At 32.4% G+C, this 17,747-nt stretch carries 11 protein-coding genes and 1 other RNA gene; 10 read left to right on the top strand and 2 right to left on the bottom strand.

Annotated elements, in window-relative coordinates; genetic code table 11:
* Positions 1-36: 36 nt before the first annotated feature.
* The 7 genes from FP433_RS04350 (at position 37) to nth (ending at position 13,090) form a co-directional block, all read left to right on the top strand.
* A complete protein-coding gene (locus FP433_RS04350) occupies positions 37-3,534 on the top strand; it encodes a PD-(D/E)XK nuclease family protein (RefSeq protein ID WP_265486497.1) in 3,498 nt (1,165 codons plus the stop codon).
* Entirely contained in the window at positions 3,524-7,057 is a 3,534-nt protein-coding gene (gene addA / locus FP433_RS04345; protein WP_265486496.1) for a helicase-exonuclease AddAB subunit AddA, read from the top strand. The genes FP433_RS04350 and addA overlap by 11 nt, the downstream gene beginning before the upstream one ends.
* 25 nt (positions 7,058-7,082) lie before the next feature.
* Complete coding sequence (locus tag FP433_RS04340; protein ID WP_265486495.1) at positions 7,083-9,902, top strand: helicase C-terminal domain-containing protein; 2,820 nt, start codon at positions 7,083-7,085, stop codon at positions 9,900-9,902.
* Positions 9,886-10,380 (top strand): hypothetical protein, encoded by a 495-nt coding sequence (locus tag FP433_RS04335; protein ID WP_265486494.1) that lies wholly within the window; start codon positions 9,886-9,888, stop codon positions 10,378-10,380. Before FP433_RS04340 ends, FP433_RS04335 begins: the two co-directional genes overlap by 17 nt.
* A gap of 82 nt (positions 10,381-10,462) precedes the next feature.
* On the top strand, positions 10,463-11,761 hold the full coding sequence (gene asnS, locus FP433_RS04330) for an asparagine--tRNA ligase (protein ID WP_265484482.1): 1,299 nt from the start codon (positions 10,463-10,465) through the stop codon (positions 11,759-11,761).
* Between the two features lie 55 nt (positions 11,762-11,816).
* The gene (locus tag FP433_RS04325) at positions 11,817-12,452 is read left to right on the top strand and encodes a DnaD domain protein (RefSeq protein WP_265486493.1); all 636 of its coding nucleotides are present in this window, start codon (positions 11,817-11,819) and stop codon (positions 12,450-12,452) included.
* A 17-nt stretch (positions 12,453-12,469) separates the two neighbouring features.
* Entirely contained in the window at positions 12,470-13,090 is a 621-nt protein-coding gene (nth, locus tag FP433_RS04320; protein WP_265486492.1) for an endonuclease III, read from the top strand.
* A 66-nt stretch (positions 13,091-13,156) separates the two neighbouring features.
* On the opposite strand, the gene FP433_RS04315 is transcribed toward nth, so the two are convergent.
* Both FP433_RS04315 and recU read right to left on the bottom strand, forming a co-directional pair.
* Positions 13,157-15,559: a PBP1A family penicillin-binding protein gene (locus FP433_RS04315; protein ID WP_265486491.1), complete on the bottom strand. Its 2,403-nt coding sequence runs from the start codon at positions 15,557-15,559 to the stop codon at positions 13,157-13,159.
* A complete protein-coding gene (gene recU, locus FP433_RS04310) occupies positions 15,549-16,202 on the bottom strand; it encodes a Holliday junction resolvase RecU (RefSeq protein ID WP_265486490.1) in 654 nt (217 codons plus the stop codon). The genes FP433_RS04315 and recU overlap by 11 nt, the downstream gene beginning before the upstream one ends.
* Before the next feature lie 76 nt (positions 16,203-16,278).
* On the opposite strand from recU, the gene FP433_RS04305 reads away from it, so the two are divergent.
* The 3 genes from FP433_RS04305 (at position 16,279) to rnpB (ending at position 17,720) form a co-directional block, all read left to right on the top strand.
* Positions 16,279-16,824 carry a DUF1273 domain-containing protein gene (locus tag FP433_RS04305; RefSeq protein ID WP_265484487.1) on the top strand — a complete coding sequence of 182 codons (546 nt, stop codon included), beginning with the start codon at positions 16,279-16,281 and terminating at the stop codon, positions 16,822-16,824.
* Positions 16,825-16,889: 65 nt separating this feature from the next.
* Positions 16,890-17,318, top strand: coding sequence for a DivIVA domain-containing protein (locus tag FP433_RS04300; RefSeq protein WP_265484488.1), 429 nt, complete (start codon positions 16,890-16,892; stop codon positions 17,316-17,318).
* 42 nt (positions 17,319-17,360) lie between these two features.
* Positions 17,361-17,720, top strand: an RNA gene (gene rnpB / locus FP433_RS04295) — RNase P RNA component class B.
* Positions 17,721-17,747: the final 27 nt, after the last annotated feature.

The following is a 17,747-nucleotide window of genomic DNA, read 5'->3' as shown; positions in this document are numbered from 1 at the left end:
AAGAAATTGACTAACTAGCTCTGAGGAGGTCGTAAATTGATTAATTTACTAACTGGACGTCAAACTGATAATTTACAAGAAGAAATTATTCGACGTGCAATTGAATGTTATAGAGATGACGAAGATAAGTTAACTTTTATTATCGTACCAAATCATATAAAGTTTACCACAGAAATAGATGTTTTAAGCACTCTAAATTCTAGGTATAAAAAATCAAGCGTAAAAAATTTGCAGGTACTCTCATTTTCCCGCTTGGCATGGTTCTTTTTAAAAAATGAAAAAATTAATTTTCCAGAGATTTTGGATGATGCTGGAAGTGTCATGCTTTTGAAACAAATTGTCGAGGAAAATAAAGATAATTTATTGATCTTTAAAGATTCAGAAGTTAATAATGGCTCATTAAAACAAGTCTATGAAGCAATGCTTTCAATTAAACAAGGAAATTTAGATTTGGAAGAAATTGATGAAGATGGGCTTGGTGATAAAGAAACTAAAAGAAAAATTCATGATTTAAAACTAATTTATCATGCTTTCAGTGCTAGACTCTCTGATAAATTTGCTACAAAAGATGAAGTAGAAAATTTATTAAACAAGTTTTTGATGAAGGCAAAGAACTTAAAAGAAATGAATTTCTTCTTTGTAGATTTTTCGCATTTTACATCTCAAGAATTGAAAAATGTCCAGTTAATTTCTACTAAAGCTAATAATATAACTTTTGCTTTTAAAACAAAGGATGGCACGATAAAGAAAACTTCTCAAGTAGGAGATTACGATTACATTGTGCAAAAAACTATTAAGCAATTAAAAGCAAGTTGGTTCCAGCAAGGATTAGAGGTTAAAGAAGAAGCTTTCCTAAGTAAGAATAAAATCTCAAAAGCTGAAAAGTTAAATGGTCTGTGGGTGCAAGAGCTTCCTCCGTTTAAAGATAGTAATGAATTTAAAGATTTTACCTATTTTATAAAGGCGGATTCACGATATGCAGAGGCTTATTTTGTTGCACGAACAATTTATCAACAAGTTGCCTTACATAATTATCGTTATCGTGATTTTTTAGTTTTAGCACCAAATCTTAGTGAATACGAAACTTATTTAGCCCCAATTATGCGCCAAAATAAAATTCCATTCTTCAATGATTTACAAAAACAAATGAAATATCATCCACTAGTGGTAGTCATTGAAAGTTTAAGAAAAATAGCCAAGGGTAATTTTTCTACTACAAATATCTTAGCCTTTGCTAAAACAAAGTTATTTCTTCCAGATTGGTATCAAACTGAACAACAGTATCAAGAAGACCTAGATAATCTAGAAAATTTTGTCTTAGCTCATGGAATAAACTTTTCTCTTTGGGAAAGACCCCTGACAGATTTTGTAGATGCTAATGTCATTAAATTGGATAATGCTCAAGAGAAGGTCCAAACTTTAGATAAGTTAAGAACTTATTTACTGAAAACCATCAAAACCATCATCGAGCAATTAAAGCAGGTAACAGAGGTAGAAGAAGGAATAAATAAATTTTGGAACTTTTTAGTTGAAAATCATGTTCCGGAAAGATTTGAGCAGTGGCGTAAACAAGCTATTGATACTGGTGATTTACAATTAGCGCAGGAACCTGAGCAAGTTTGGTCGACATTACAAACTTTAATTAAGGACTACCTATTAATTGCAAAAGAATACGATCTTGACTCATTTTTTGATTTATTAATTAGTGGGTTTGGAGAGGCAAGTTTTTCTCAAATTCCTTCAACATTAGATGCTGTGAATATTTCCGAATTAGGGATGGTGCAGATTCCAAAATATAAACAAGTCTTTATTTTGGGAGCAACTAGTACTAATTTGCCACAGTTACAAACTACCCCTGGTTTTTTAAGTAGTGAAAATATTGAAGAAATTAATAATACAATTACTGAAAGTGAAAATCAGTTAGAAGATTCTCATAAAGTCAATAATTTAGATCAAAATTATCAATTTGGTAATGTACTAAGTCTAGCTTCAGATAAGATATATTTTTCTTACCCCATTTTGAATGCTTCAAATGAAAAAATGCAACCGTCTTTGTACTATAAGGAACTTTGTAGATTAACAGAGCAGCCAGAAAAAAGACAGCGTGACTTACCTGTAAATCAGGAAGAAGTTCTTTCATTTGTTACAAATCCTAAAGCTAGTTTGGGTTATTTAACTTATATGAAGAATAATAATTTTTCCTATGCACAGGCATTAGTGGAATTGACTAGTCCGAAAGAACCCGAGTTAGCACAACATTTAATCTTGTCCAGTGAATTTAAGAATGTTCCAGAAGATTTAAGTGAAGAGTTGGCACAAGAGCTATATGGTCAAACAATTGAAACCTCAATTTCTCAGTTAGAAACCTATTACAAAAACTCATTTGAATATTTTTTGAATTATGGGTTAAGACTTCATAAAAGAGTTGAGAATGAATTGGATGTTATCCAAGCAGGAAACTACTATCATGAAACTTTTGATAATTTGGTTAAATATTTAAAAGCTCATCATTTAGATTTAGCAGGTATTAGCATAGAACAACTATATGAGATTCTAAGAGAAATTCAATTAGAGTTACAAAAAAAGGGCCAATATCGTCAACTTTTAAATGATCCATTTAATCAGTATTTATTTAAACGATTGGACTCTACTACTAACTATGTAGCTAATTTTTGGCATAATCATTTAAATCAAACTCTTTTTAGGCCTCAGTATTCAGAATTAAGTTTCGGAAGTTCACAAAAAGTTAAGGGATTAAAATTTGAAGTACCAGATTTTAAGGGGAAAATGCATCAGGTAGGACTCCGAGGAAAAATTGATCGCATAGATCTAGCTCAAATTGATGACCAAACGATAGCACAATTGATTGATTATAAGTCGTCTGAAAAGAATTTTGAAATGAACAAATTCTTTTCTGGAATTTCATTACAAATGATGTCATATCTAGACGTTTTAAATAAAAATGCCGGCTACTTTGCTGATGGTGATAAGCCTTTAAAAATTATGGGTGCTTTTTATCAAACAATTGCGAATAAAAGAGAGTTAATAAATAAGAAAACTAACATTCAAAAAGGATTTAAAGTAAAAGATTTAAAGGCCGAAAATCGCAAACAAGTTCAGTATAGAGGAATTTTGGTAAAAGATTTATCTTTGTTAAAGGAAATTGAGCCAACTTTGGCAGAAAGTAGAAAATCTGATTTTTACAATGGTGTTCAGTTAAACAAAGATCAAACTTTTAGTAAAAGAAAGGGGAAAACAGTAATCTTTTCCCCTAATCAGCTAGATAAGCTGCTTGAGTATAATGACTTTTTGATTAAACAAGCTGCTCAGAAAATACTAAGCGGAAAAATCGCATTGAATCCATTCAGGGATGGGAAAAATACGGCACTTAAGTATTCAGATTATAAAGATATCTTTTTCTTTGATCCAATGTTACCAGAAAATGAATACCATGATTTGCCAACGATAAAAGATAGTTCACAGTTAATAGATGAGATTGATAAAAAATTAGGGAAGAAAGATAATGACGAGTAAAAAAATAAGTTTTTCTTTAGAACAAGAAGAAGCAATTAAAACTAATGGTAAGGATATTTTAGTTTCGGCTTCAGCTGGGTCGGGGAAGACGGCGGTGTTAGTAGAAAGGGTAATACAAAAGATTTTTAACCATGTCCCAATTACGGATTTATTAATTATTACTTTCACTAAGGCAGCAGCTAGTGAAATGAAAGAGAAAATAAAGGCTCGCCTTTCTCGCGCAGTAAATGAGGATCCCAAAAATTATTTTTTAAAAGAGCAATTGCTTAAAGTTGATGTAGCTAACATTTCAACTATTGACTCATTTTGTTTAGATGTAATTAAGAGATTTTATTATGTAATTGGGCTAGATCCAAGTTTTAGTATCTTGACTGATGAGGTGCAAGGGATGCTGTTAAAAGAACGGGCTTTAAAGGAAGTAGAGGAGCAGCATTTTCAAAATGAAGATGAGGAGTTTTTAAAGTTTTATGATAATTTTGCGGGTGATAGTAATGCAGAGGAAGCACAAAATTTAATCCATGATTTATACAATATTGTAATGACGCAGCCAAATTATTTGAATTTTTTACAAAAAGTTGGTGACCAAGAAGCAAAAAGCATTACAAATTTAAATTTTTGGAATAAAAGCATAAAAGTGTTACTTTTACAAAAAATAGATAAAATAAAAAACAAAGCAAGCGATTTTACAAATCGCTTGCAAACAGAACAAACCACCGAAACCGACAAAAAAATCCTTGAAAAATATGCCTTCAACATTACAAATTTAAATAAATTTATCCAAGCAACAGAAACTTTTTTAACTAATCTGAATAACAATTCAGCCTATGATGATTTACGCTCTCAATTTTCCACTTTAACTCTTGAATCAAAAGTAATTAAAGACAGCCCAACTTATGAAGACTTTAAACTTTACAAAAAGGAAACAGAAGAGCAATTAAAACAATTTTATGCTACATATTTCATTGAAGAAGAAAAAAAGCAACTTAGTTATCTCAATGCTAACTACAAACTTAATAGAATAATTGCGCAGGTAGAAAAAGAATTTATTGAAAAATATGCTAGTTTTAAGCGAGAACAAAAACTTCTTGATTATCAAGATATGGAACAATTTGCTTATGAAATTTTGACTAGCAACGATTCCAACTCCGATTTAGCACAAGAGTTTTACCAAAATAAATTTGAAGAAATTCTAGTTGACGAATATCAGGATATTAATTATTTACAAGAAAGTATCATTCAAGCCTTAAAGAAGCCAGGAAAAAATGCGGTGTTTATGGTAGGAGATGTTAAGCAATCCATTTATGGCTTTAGACAGGCTCAACCTAAACTCTTTTTAGAAAAATATAATGAGTTTAAATCAGAAAATAAAGATCACAAAAGAATAATTCTCTCAAAAAACTATCGTTCTAGCTCAAACGTAGTTAATACAGTTAATAAATTTTTTAATTCAATAATGACTGAAGAATTTGGTGGGATTAATTATAAAAAAGAAGCTCAATTGCAACATGCAGCCGATTTTGACGAAAATGAAGATATTCCAAGTGCGAGTGAATATATTTATGTAGATGGTGAAACAGAAAAAAGTCATCAATTTAGAGGAATAATTAATCGAATTAATCATCTTATTGAAGAAAAATTTGAAGTTTGGGATGAGAAGGAAAAAAGAACTCGTTTAATACGTTATTCAGACATTGCAATTTTGACGCGTACAAAGAGTCACAATTTAGAAATTATGCAGGAATTTGCTAAAGCTAATTTACCTTTGTTTATCACAGACGCAGAAAATTACTTTCAAACTTTTGAATTAGTAATGATCATGAACTATTTGCGCATTATTGATAACCCTCATCAGGATATACCTTTAGTATCAGTTCTACGATCTCCAATTTTTAACTTTACTGAACCAGAACTTGCGCAAATTCGAATTAAATCAAAAAATTCGGCTGATTTCTTTGAAGCTGTTGCCAATTATGCCAGTACTAATAATGAATTAGGCAAGAGAGTTAAGAAGTTTTTAGCACAATTAGAATTTTTTAGAAACTTCACCACTAATCATCGAATTTCAGAGCTTATCTGGAGTATTTATGAAGAGACGCACTTATTAGAAATTGTTACTTCTCTTCCCAACGGGCAGCAAAGACGAGTCAATTTGCAAACCTTATATGAACGCGCAAGTTCGTATGAAAGTGCAGGTTTTAAAGGACTATATCAATTTATAAACTTTATTGAAAAAATGCGTAAAAATGACCGTGATCTCGCTCAGCCATTACTAAGTGATCGTGCTAACGATTCAATTCAATTAATGACAATCCATGCATCTAAAGGATTAGAATTTCCGATTGTATTTGTTGAAGGACTAGAGCAGCCTTTTTCTCTTCAAGATAGCAAAAAGAAATATATGATTTCTCCAGAATTAGGGATAGGGTTAAAAATTAAAACAGAAGATTTTTATGTGCAATCTCTCTTAATGTCTGCAATTAAAGAAGAAAAGAAAAAACTAGATTTAGAGGAAGAAGCCAGAATTCTATATGTTGCCTTAACAAGAGCACGTCAAAAACTAATCTTAGTAGGTCAAAAAACAAATGCTAAGAATAATAGTTCTTATCTAAATTTTATGGATGATGTTCTCAGGGACTCTCTTGGAACTCCCCAAGAAATTTCTGAAATCAATCATGATATAGAATACAGTAATCAGCTAGTTTACTTAACTTATAAAGACCAGGAAAATAAACAAATAAGTTCAATTTCAAAAAACGATATTCAAGAAAAAATTCCTGAAACTCTTAAGAAAAAAGTAGAAGAACTATATAATTTTAAATACCCATTCAAAGATGCTACGCAAACAACCGCTTATCAAGCCGTTTCGGAAATTAAGGATGCCTTTAATGATAAGATAGATCCAGAATTAAAAAATGCCCATCTCATTAAATCTTCAAATCGATATTTACAACCAATCGATCCAGTACCAAGCTTTTTACAAACCCAAAAATTTAGTGGGGCAGAGATTGGAACAGCAACACACTTAATTTTGCAATATTACGATTATACAAATGCTCCTACTGCAGAAAATTTAGATCAAGAAATTGAAATGCTAGTTAACTTGAGGAAGCTTAATCCTGATATGATACCACACATCGATAAGGAGGCCATTAAGTGGTTCGTAACTAGTGAGTTTTCTGCAAACTTTTGGAAAAATCCAACTAAGTTATATCGTGAACAATCTTTTTCAAGCTTAGTCAAAGGAACGAAGATTTTTGATAACTTTTCTGATCCTACTGCAGAAATTTTAGTTCATGGGACTATTGATGGATATTATAAGGATACGGATGGTATTGTCTTATTTGACTACAAGACAGACTACATTGATAAAAATAATCTTGAAACTGCAATTGAGAAGATAAAACAAAAATATAGTGGTCAGCTCCGTCTATATGAAGCTGCTTTAAATGAGATTGAGGATGTTAAAGTTAAGTCAAAATTTCTTGTTTTACTTGACGCAAAGAAGTTAGTAAAATTAGACTAAGAGTATAAACAAGGGAGGATATTTTATGAGCCAAGCATTTTCAAAAGATACGTTTGCAGTAGTTGACTTGGAAACAACAGGTACACAAAAAAAGCAGGGAGATAAAATTATCCAATTTGGTTGTGTGATTATCAAAAATCGTAAAATTGTAAAAAAATATTCTTTTTTAATAAATCCCAACAAAGAAATTCCTTTGTCAGTGGAAAATTTGACAGGAATCAGCAATGAAGAAGTTAAGCACGCACCAGAGTTTTCTCACTATGCAAGTAAAATACGAGAAATTTTAAAAGATACCATTTTTGTAGCACACAACGTTAACTTTGACCTTCCTTTTTTAAATTACGAATTAGAGAATGCAGGTTTAAAACCTTTAAATCTCAAAGCAATCGACACTGTAGAATTAGCACAAATTGCTTTTCCTACATTTCCATCTTATAAACTGAAAGATTTAACTGATCGGCTACATATTGAACACTTAAATCCTCATCAGGCTGATTCAGATGCTTACGTTACAGGACAACTGCTGCTTCAAATAATTGAAAAACTTGAGTCTCTTCCTCAATCCACATTAAATACTTTAACTTCTTTATCCAAAGGATTGGTAAAAAATACTGCAGATGTTTTCGCTGAAATTACGAAAGAAAGGCGTTTACAGAAAAGAAAACTCCCTAAAGATTTAGTTCAAGTAAAAAATCTTGTTTTGAGAAGACAAACTGAACAAGTTGGTAAGGAAGTTTCTACAAAACAGACTACATTTCCAGAAAGCGATGATGAAAAGAAAGCTCTTTTTAAAAATATTGTACGTTTTCGAAGAGGACAGGTTAGCCTGATTAATAGAATCCACAACTTTTTAAGTTCTTCTAAAGAAGAAAACATGGTTGTTGAAGCTCCTAATGGGAGCGGAAAAACACTAAGTTTTTTAATGGCCTATGCTTATGAACTATATTCAGGACGAAAGCTGGTTATTGCGACTCCTACTAAAGTTTTACAAGAACAAATAATGCATCAGGAAATCCCGCAATTATTAAAAATAACGGGCTTGGATCTTTCGGCGCAAGAGGTAAAAGCAAGTTCACACTATATAGATTTAGATAATTTTTACGCCTCTTTATTACAAAAAAACTGGCCTCTTCAAACCTTAATTTTACAAATGAAAATTATTATCTGGCTGACAGAAACAAAGACAGGAGACCTAGACGAATTACAATTAACTAATTTTAAAGATCCTTTATTTGAAATGATTCGCCATCCAGGGGATGCAAGAATAGGTACTACGTTTTCTGAATATGATTTTTGGAACTTAGCCCGGGATAAGCAAGAAAAAGCAGATATTTTAGTTACAAATCATGCTTATCTTGCCAACCACTATCTAGATTCAATTTGGGGACAAAATCCATATTTAGTTGTAGATGAAGCGCATCGTTTTGCTGATAATGTAGCTAATTCTCGTAATGATTCTCTTCAATTTGAAAGTTTTTGGGGTGTAGCAAATCATTTAAAAAATTTACTCTTATTTGCAGATAAGAGTGTTAAAAACGAATTTTCTCAAAATAAACAAGTAACTTTTTACTTAGAGAAACTTGAGAAAGAAATCGATGATTTGATTCATGCTATTAATAATATTCAAAGAGAATTATATGCACAAAAAGACAAGGCTCTTACAAAGGAATATGGGAATCAAGAACGAGTTAATTTAGGAATTCAAGGCTATGCTTTATTTCCAAATATAGCTAACTTCAAGGAAAAGCTTAATTTTTTGCAGGGAAAAATTGAACTGGTTCGTCGGGATGTAAATAACGTTGAGTCGATCTTATACCGCAATTCTGCAAGTAACCAACAAATTATTGATAGTTTAATTATTGAGTTACAAGAGGAAATTGATAAGATAGATTATTATTCTCAGCAAACCTTTCTCTTGAGTGATCAATTAACTGATCAAAGTAAATTTGGCGAAAAGGGATTTGTTTTACAAATTACAAATATTGAAGATCCTTTATCAACGAATTTACAATGGTTAACTTTAGATCCGCAAGCTGAATTATTGCAACTATATCAAAATTTTAAAAAGAAATTATTTATTTCTGCTACTTTAACTCAACAGGGTAGTTATAATTATTCTTTGAAAGAATTAGAGTTAGATCCAAGTAAGACTTTACTTTACAGTGCAAAGCCGTCATATCCAGTAGAAAAGCACCTTCAGGTTTTAGCTTTGGATGATGAAAAGGCTCCGCAAGATCCTAATGAAGAAGAATATACAGACTTTATTACAGATTTTTTGATTAATGATATTAAAAAACAAAATCATGTGTTAGTCTTATTTACTAATCTCTCAACTATTAAAGAAGTTTTTGCTAAAATAAATAATGCGCCAGAATTGAAAGACTATGAAATTTTAGCCCAAGGAATTACAGGCTCTAATGAGCGTCTAGCTAAAAGATTTGGGATTGCCAAAAAATCAATTCTTTTAGGAGCAAATATTTTTTGGGAAGGGATGGACTTTAAAGATAGTGGTGTAGATCTTGTGGTAGCTACACGCCTACCATTTGAATCTCCAGATCAACCAGAAATTAAATTAAGAGATGAACGACTGAAACAACAAGTTGGGAGCCATTTCTTTGAATTAGATACTCTTCCACGAGCTATTATTCGTTTCCGTCAGGGAGTGGGAAGATTAATCAGAAATGAAAAAGACTATGGTAGTTTTGTAATTTTAGATCAAAGATTTTGGCACAAAAATTATGGTAAAAATTTTTTAAAGAGTTTACCAGTTGGAGCTAAAAAAGTTTCAAGAAAAGAATTAAGAAAATTACTTGCAGAGAGATTTAAACATGAATCAAACAGTTAAAAGAGGTTTAAAAATTTTAGGTGGGATTATTGCCACTTTAATCATAATCTATGGTATTTGTGTGGTTATTTTTTTAGTCGGTACTAATTCACGAGCACAAGGAGAAAAAGCAGTCGAAAAGATTGCCCTTAAGAAAACACCAATTACTAAAGTTGAAGAGACGTACCATTTAAGTGGGGATACAGAAAGTAATAGCTTACTAGGAACAGATAAAAAAGGGAAAAAATATTACTTTATTTATCTTCCAAAAAGTAAAAAATCGTATCTTTATAATTCAAAAGATGGTATTAGTGAGCAAAAAGTATTAAAATTATTTAATACGCAGTATCCTAATTACAAAAATCCTCAAGTGGAATTGGGGTGGTATAAGGATACCCCAGTTTGGGAAATCACTTATAAGAAAGATAATGGAAATTATCTCTATGTAATTTATAGTTTTAAGTCTGGAGAAAAACTTTCTTATATTGATAATTTATAAATTAGATTCTCTTAGCATCTTAACGTTAATAATTTTTTTTAGTATAATTAAGTTAAGTTTATTCAATAAAGGTTGGTAACGAATGACAGAATTAATTTCAATTAAAGATGCCTCAAAGCATGTTGGCGAAGAAGTCAAGATGCATGTATGGCTTACAGACAAGCGTTCAAGTGGTAAAATCATGTTTTTACAATTACGTGATGGTACTGCATTTTTCCAAGGAGTTCTTTTAAAAAAGGATGTTCCAGAAGAAGTATTTAATGCTGCAAAGAGTTTACACCCAGAAGCAAGCATGTACATTACTGGAACAATTAATAAAGATGAAAGATCTCACTTTGGTTATGAAATAAAAATTTCTGATTTAGAGATTGTAACTAATAATGAAGGCTATCCAATTGGTAATAAAGAACATGGGATTGATTTCTTGTTAGATCACCGTCATTTATGGCTAAGATCTAAGAGACCTTTTGCTATCATGCAAATTAGAAATCAAGCTTTCAAGGCAATTGTAGATTTCTTCGAACAAGAAGGATTTATAAAATTTGATGCACCTATTTTAATGCAATCAGCTCCAGAAGGAACTACTGAATTATTCCATATTGACTATTTCAATACTGATGCTTACCTTTCACAATCAGGTCAATTATATGGAGAAGTTGGAGCAGCTGCCTTCGGTAAGGTATTTACTTTTGGTCCAACTTTTAGAGCTGAAGAATCTAAAACACGTCGTCACTTGACTGAGTTTTGGATGATGGAGCCAGAAATGGCTTGGATGAGTCAAGATGAATCTTTAGATATTCAAGAAAGATTATTGGCTTTCGTAACTAAGCGTATTTTAGATAACTGTGAATATGAATTACGCCTTTTAGGAAGAGATCCTGAAAAGTTAAGACCAACTACTGAAGGTAATTTCCCTCGATTAAGTTATGATGAAGCTGTTAAGATGCTTCAAGATGCAGGACGTGACTTTAAGTGGGGAGACGACTTTGGTGCACCAGATGAAGCTTATATTTCTGAGCAATTTGATCGTCCAGTTTTCATTTTAAATTATCCAACTTCTATCAAACCATTCTATATGAAGAAGAACCCAGATAATCCAAAAGAATATTTATGTGCTGATGTTCTTGCTCCAGAAGGTTATGGAGAAATTATCGGTGGTAGTGAACGTGAAAGTGACTATGAAACTTTAAAGGCACAAATTAAAGAAGCAGGATTAAACGAAAAAGATTATGAATGGTACCTTGATTTACGTAAATATGGTTCTGTTCCTCACTCTGGCTTTGGTATTGGATTTGAAAGATATCTCGGCTGGATTTGTAAGTTAGATCATATTCGTGAAGCTGTTCCATTCCCAAGAATGATCAATCGCTTACGTCCATAAATTAGATTAAAAGAGCTGAACTCATTGTTCAGCTCTTTTTTAAAGGAGGGGAAATATGGTATCTTTTAATAACTACCGCACAGATGGTTTTTTGAGCATTCCTAATGTACTGTTAAAAAATTATATTCATTTAAATTTAAGTGAATTATCTCTACTGGTCTTATTAAAATTGGAAGCATACTATCAAAAGAATAATTTATTTCCTAGCAATGAATTACTAGCTCAAGAAATGACACTTAGTCCAATACAAGTTGGGGAAGTAATTCAAGAACTTATTGATGATAAAGTGATTGCTTTGCGACAAAAGAAGGATGAGAATGGTAAGATTACAAGCTATTATGACCTTTCGCCATTATATACAAAATTAGACAATTACCTTAAAAATCATCAGGAAGTGGCCAGTGAGAATTTAGAAATTAAGGAAGTTCAAGAAGATCCAATTCAAATTTTAGTCCATCAATTTGAAGTAGAGTTTGGAAGGTTGTTAAGTCCAATTGAACGTCAAGAAGTAGCTGCTTGGATAAATATTGATCATTATGATAATGAAATAATAAAGATGGCTTTATGTGAAGCTGTTTTAGCTCAAGTATATAATTTTAAATATGTTGATCGAATTCTATTAAATTGGCAACAACACAACTTAAAGACACCAGAACAAGTTAAGGGATTTTTACAAAGAACAAAATTTTAAATGAAGGGATACCAAAGATGGAAAAATTACTTTCTGATGAAGAAGCGCTAGTTGTTCTTCAAAAAATAATGAATATTTTTCCTGATGCAAAAGGAGAACTAAAATGGGATAGTGTTTTTCACTTGCTATGTGCAGTAATGATGAGCGCACAGACTACAGATAAGATGGTAAATAAGGTAACTCCTAATTTTAATCAAAAGTTTCCGGATAGTAAAAGCTTAAAAAATGCTTCTCTTTCAGAAATAGAGTCTACAATTAAGGTTATTGGTCTCTATCGTACTAAAGCTAAACATTTAAAGGAAACAGCAACTATTCTTACAGACCGCTTTAATGGGGTAGTCCCCCGAGAAAAACAAACTTTAATTACTCTTCCGGGAGTAGGGGAAAAGACAGCAAATGTTGTTTTAGCAGAAGCCTTTAAAATACCTGCTATCGCTGTTGATACTCATGTGTCTAGAATTTCTAAACTTTTTAAAATTGTACCTGCAAAAGCTACGCCTCATCAAATTGAAAAACGCCTGGAAGAAATTTTACCACAGGAGCAGTGGATTCATGCTCATCATGCCCTAATTGCTTTTGGTCGTTATAAATTACCAGCTCGCAAAAAAGACATTGATCCTTATAGTTTGCTTAGTTAGAAATAAAAAAGCTTGATAATTTCGTTTAAAACGTTGAATTATCAAGCTTTTTATTATTTTATTTAATTAGTTAAGATTTGTATCCTTATTATCAGTGGTTGCTTTAGGTTGAGCATTTGTCTGACTAGTTTCTGAAGATGATGGAGGGGTAGACTGAGAAACACTTTCAGCTTTTGACTGTGAATTTGTATTTGTTGTTTCATTATTTTGAGTTGAAGATTGTGTAGCAGTTTGTTTAGATGAGGAGGCTGAACTCTCTTTTTCAGAAATAGAACTCTTTGAAGTGGAAGAAGTATCATCCTCATCTTTATCTTTACGTGAGCTACTTATTTTTTCATCATTATCTACTTTTGTATCATCATCATAATCTTCATCTCTTCTTTTGACAGTGGTTACTTTTTCATCACTGTTACCATAAGGATCAATTGGAGCATGGCCTTTAACAAATAATTGCCAAGTTGCGTTACTTGCTCCAGATCTTGCAACATCATTTTCAGTACCATTAACAATTTTACGTCCAACAACTGATGAAGGCTGACTCCAATCTTCATTTGGTTTATTTTCCATCAAGTATTGCATCATCTTTTTATAAAGAAGTTGAGCCGAGTTCTCTCCAACGCCTGATGGAGTTCCATCTTTAAGATTGTCATATCCTGTCCAGATACCCATTGAATATAATTTAGTATATCCTACAAACCAAGCATCTTTTGGAGAATTTGCGTATTGCGGATATTTAACAAGATCATCTTCTGAATATTTTACAGTTCCCGTTTTACCAGCTTCATAAAGGTTATCAATTCTAGCAGCGGTCCCAGATCCTTTTCCAGTGAAGACACCTTTAAGCATATCTGTCATCATGTAAGCTGTATAGTCCTTCATAACACGAGTTCCTTCACTGTCATACTTACGAGTAATTCCATCAGGAGTTTCAATTTTAGAAACAAATTGTGGCTTGTGGTATACACCATTATTAGCAAAAGCACTATAAGCACCTGCCATTTGAAGAGAAGAAGCATTGGCACCGATACCAACAGATAAACCTGAATCTGAAGGAACATTGACACCCATTTTTTTAGCAAAAAGGGAAGCACGACTTACACCAACTTTAGCCAAAGTTTGGACAGCTGGAACATTTCGTGATTCAACTAGTGCTTGGCGCATAGACATTTTACCCTTATAAGTATTATCCCAATCATAGAGTTGAATATTAGTACCAGGATAAATGTACTTACTATCATTGAGAATGTAAGAAGTTGGCCAGTACAGGTACTCAATTGCTGGTCCATAATCAAGTACTGGTTTAATTGTAGAACCGGTTGAACGCCCAGTTTGAACAGCACGGTTAAGCCCTAATTGAACAGAAGGGAGTTTTCGCCCTCCAAGGATAGCAATTACGTGTCCATTTTTTGGATTGACAATCGTTGCACCCACTTGCATCTTATCATTGGTAAAAGGCACTTCGCCATCATTTGCAAGTTCATAAAGTTTATTTTGTGCATCTTGATCAATATTGACAGTAATTTTTAAATTATCGTTGTAAGGATTAAATCCTTTACTTTTAACTTCAGAAATTACCTCTTTAATATATGGATCATCAACTTTTCTCAAAGTAGAATCAACAGTTGTTTTCTTAGGCTGGAGTCCTTCAGTAATTGGCGTGTTAACTGCCTTTTTATATTGTGCCTTGGTGATCTTATGATTAGTCAGCATCGATTTTAAAACAATGTCACGTCTGTATTTTGCCTTTGCAGGATATACATAAGGATCGTACGCAACTGGTGCATTAGGCATCCCTGCCAATAAAGCTAACTGCGGCAAAGATAAATCATCTAGACTTTTACCATAATAAAACTCAGCGGCTGTTCCCATCCCATAAATACCATAATTCATATAAACCTTATTAATATAGAACTCTAAAATTTGGTTTTTACTAAATTCACGTTCTACTTTCATTGAAAGCCAGGCTTCTTGGGCTTTGCGTTTAAGTGTACGCTGAGAAGCATCAGTTGAAAAAACGGACAACTTCACTAATTGTTGGGTAATGGTTGATCCACCAGCAGCAACGCCACCACTTTTAGCATTAACTAAAACTGATCCGATAATTCTAATTGGATCTAGACCAATGCCTTCTTTGTAAAAGCGTCTATCTTCGACAGAGACAACGGCATTTTTTAAAGTAGTAGGTATTTTATTATTTTTGACGTAAGTTCTTTTAGAGGAACCTAAAGAAAGAAGAAACTTTCCATTATTAGTGTATAAGCTACTTGTTCCGCCACTTTGGAGTTGTGCTTGAGAAATGCTAGGTGCATCTTTAGCATAGTAAGCAAAAAGCCCAATTCCACCCACAATTACAATCAAAAAAGTAATAAAAATCCATTTTATGATTCTAAGAAAAATATTTTTCTTTTTTCCTTTTGAACGTAGGCGAGATACTCTGGAGGGTCGAGATTGATTTTGATTATCTGTCATTTTTTACTTCCGATCTTTCTATAATTTTGTCAACAGCTTGTAAATAAGGGAGAGTAGGGCGATAGCCACTTTTAATTTCAATTGAATTTTCACTAAGCTGAATTAAACTAATTGAACTTTTATCTTTTTTCTTCCACGCATACCAAGCATCTACAATAAAACTGGCAGGCGTAACAAAATACCGATTTAAACTCGCAAACCTAATTATCGTAAAACAAATTCCTTGTTGTCTTAGACATTGACTTAAGTGAATTATTTGGTGTTCATGAAAATTTTTTAAAGGAAAAGATTGCTTATTACGGGTCTCTTTAGCTTCAAAATCAAGATAGTAGCCTTTGTAGACACCATTATAATCTGTAGTTGAAGCTTGTCTGAAGTAAGCTTCTTTAATTACGGCGCGTGAACGTTTAGGATAGTCGACTTTGACAATTTGAACGGGAGTAGGCTTTTTATGGACAACAGCTATATTTTTTGAAAGGTAATAGTTATTCGATTCATTAATTTGCTGCTCTAAGTTCATTCCACGATCAGAAAAAACAGTATCTTTATGTCGAGCTACCTTTTTGTTCTTTGTTTTATTAATTAAATCTCTTGTCTGACCATCATTAAAATTGATCAGACTTCCAGTAGGATAATTGACCATTTACTTCACTCCTGATAGCATCAATTATAGCAGTTATTGAACAAATTTTAAAAGTGTGAAAAAGTAAGGAAAAATTATGAAAAGATTATGGGTAACAGGATATCGCAGTTATGAATTAAATATTTTTAATGAGAAAGAAAAAAAGCTGCAAGTAATAAAGTATGCATTAAAGAAATATTATCGATCTCTTTTAGAAAACGGCGAACTCGATTGGATCTTAAGTGGGGGAAATTTAGGTGTTGAACAATGGAGTCTAGAAGTAGGGTTAGAATTAGCAAAGGAGTATCCTTTGCAGGTGGGGATGTTAACACCTTATGCAGATTTTGCTAAAAATTGGAATGAAAAAAACCAACTTCATTTTGAAGAGTTAAAAAATAAAGTTGATTTTTATGCTTCTGTTTCTAAGCAATCGTATCAAAATCCAAGCCAATTGAAAAACTATCAACAATTTATGTTTACTCATAGCGACCAAGCCTTACTGATTTACGATCCAGAACATCCTGGCAAAAGCAGATATGATTATGAGTTTATCAAAAGAAACCAGGAAAAAAGCAATTATGATGTTAATTTAATTGATTTTTATGATTTGCAAGAGACAGCAGAAGAATATTTAGCAAGATAGAGGTTACTTCTATTTTAATAAAGGAGCTTTTTTGCTAAAATATAAGCAAAGGAGCTGTGAGAAACATGGCAGATTTACAAGACATTAAATTGTCAGCGGATGATATTCTGCAAAAGAGATTTAAATCTAAAGTAAAAGGATATGACCAAACAGAGGTCGATAGTTATTTAGATACAATTATTGCAGATTATACCAATTTCATCCAAATCATTAATGAATATCAAACAAAAATACAAGAATTAAATACAAAATTACAGCAAAAGCAAGAAGCTGAAACAGATAGTAGACGTTTTCCAAATGCAAAATCTGTTGAGGAAGACGACGTTAAGATGTATTATCCTTCAAGTGAGGGTAATAAGAGTGTACCGCCGATAACTGATTATAAATATGGAAGTAACGAAATTACGACTAACGTAGCAATGATTCAAAGAATTTCTACTTTAGAGCGTAAAGTCTTTAATCTAGAACAAAGACTTGATAAGCAAGGGCTATAGAGATTAATTTTTATTAGCATTTGTGATATAATTTATTTTGCAAGTTTTGAGCAATCGCGGTTAGCCAAGAGCTAGCTGAGGAAAGTCCACGCTCACACGAGCTGCGATGCTCGTAGTGTTTGTACTCAGCCCAATAAGCTGAGGGATTTTATAAAAATCATGGCGGAAAAAGCGCTAAATCTGTTAGACATGCGTGAATATCCTGAAAGTGCCACAGTGACGGAGCAACAAAAGAAATTTTGTTGGTGGAACGAGGTAAACCCTGCAAGTGAGCAACCCAAATTTGGTAGGGGCGTTTTCACCTAAGGAAATGAACGATGGGTGAGACTACATAGTAGAGATAGATGATTGCTGAAAACAAAGTTTGCCAAGCTTTGTTGGAACAAAACGTGGCTTATAGAAACTTGTATGGTAAGTTGAGCATTAATG

Origin of the sequence: Lactobacillus sp. PV012, from assembly GCF_014522325.1 — a bacterium.
In the GTDB taxonomy this organism is placed as follows: Bacteria; Bacillota; Bacilli; order Lactobacillales; family Lactobacillaceae; genus Lactobacillus.
The sequence above is the reverse complement of the archived record's forward strand: the minus strand, read 5'-3'. Positions and strand labels throughout refer to the sequence as shown.

Excerpts from the sequence above, each read along its gene's own strand:
- FP433_RS04325 (WP_265486493.1), top strand. The coding sequence starts at position 11,817 with ATGGTATCTTTTAATAACTACCGCACAGATGGTTTTTTGAGCATTCCT.
- asnS (WP_265484482.1), top strand. The coding sequence starts at position 10,463 with ATGACAGAATTAATTTCAATTAAAGATGCCTCAAAGCATGTTGGCGAA.
- FP433_RS04305 (WP_265484487.1), top strand. The coding sequence starts at position 16,279 with ATGAAAAGATTATGGGTAACAGGATATCGCAGTTATGAATTAAATATT.
- FP433_RS04315 (WP_265486491.1), bottom strand. The coding sequence starts at position 15,559 with ATGACAGATAATCAAAATCAATCTCGACCCTCCAGAGTATCTCGCCTA.
- FP433_RS04300 (WP_265484488.1), top strand. The coding sequence starts at position 16,890 with ATGGCAGATTTACAAGACATTAAATTGTCAGCGGATGATATTCTGCAA.
- recU (WP_265486490.1), bottom strand. The coding sequence starts at position 16,202 with ATGGTCAATTATCCTACTGGAAGTCTGATCAATTTTAATGATGGTCAG.
- FP433_RS04335 (WP_265486494.1), top strand. The coding sequence starts at position 9,886 with ATGAATCAAACAGTTAAAAGAGGTTTAAAAATTTTAGGTGGGATTATT.
- addA (WP_265486496.1), top strand. The coding sequence starts at position 3,524 with ATGACGAGTAAAAAAATAAGTTTTTCTTTAGAACAAGAAGAAGCAATT.
- nth (WP_265486492.1), top strand. The coding sequence starts at position 12,470 with ATGGAAAAATTACTTTCTGATGAAGAAGCGCTAGTTGTTCTTCAAAAA.
- FP433_RS04340 (WP_265486495.1), top strand. The coding sequence starts at position 7,083 with ATGAGCCAAGCATTTTCAAAAGATACGTTTGCAGTAGTTGACTTGGAA.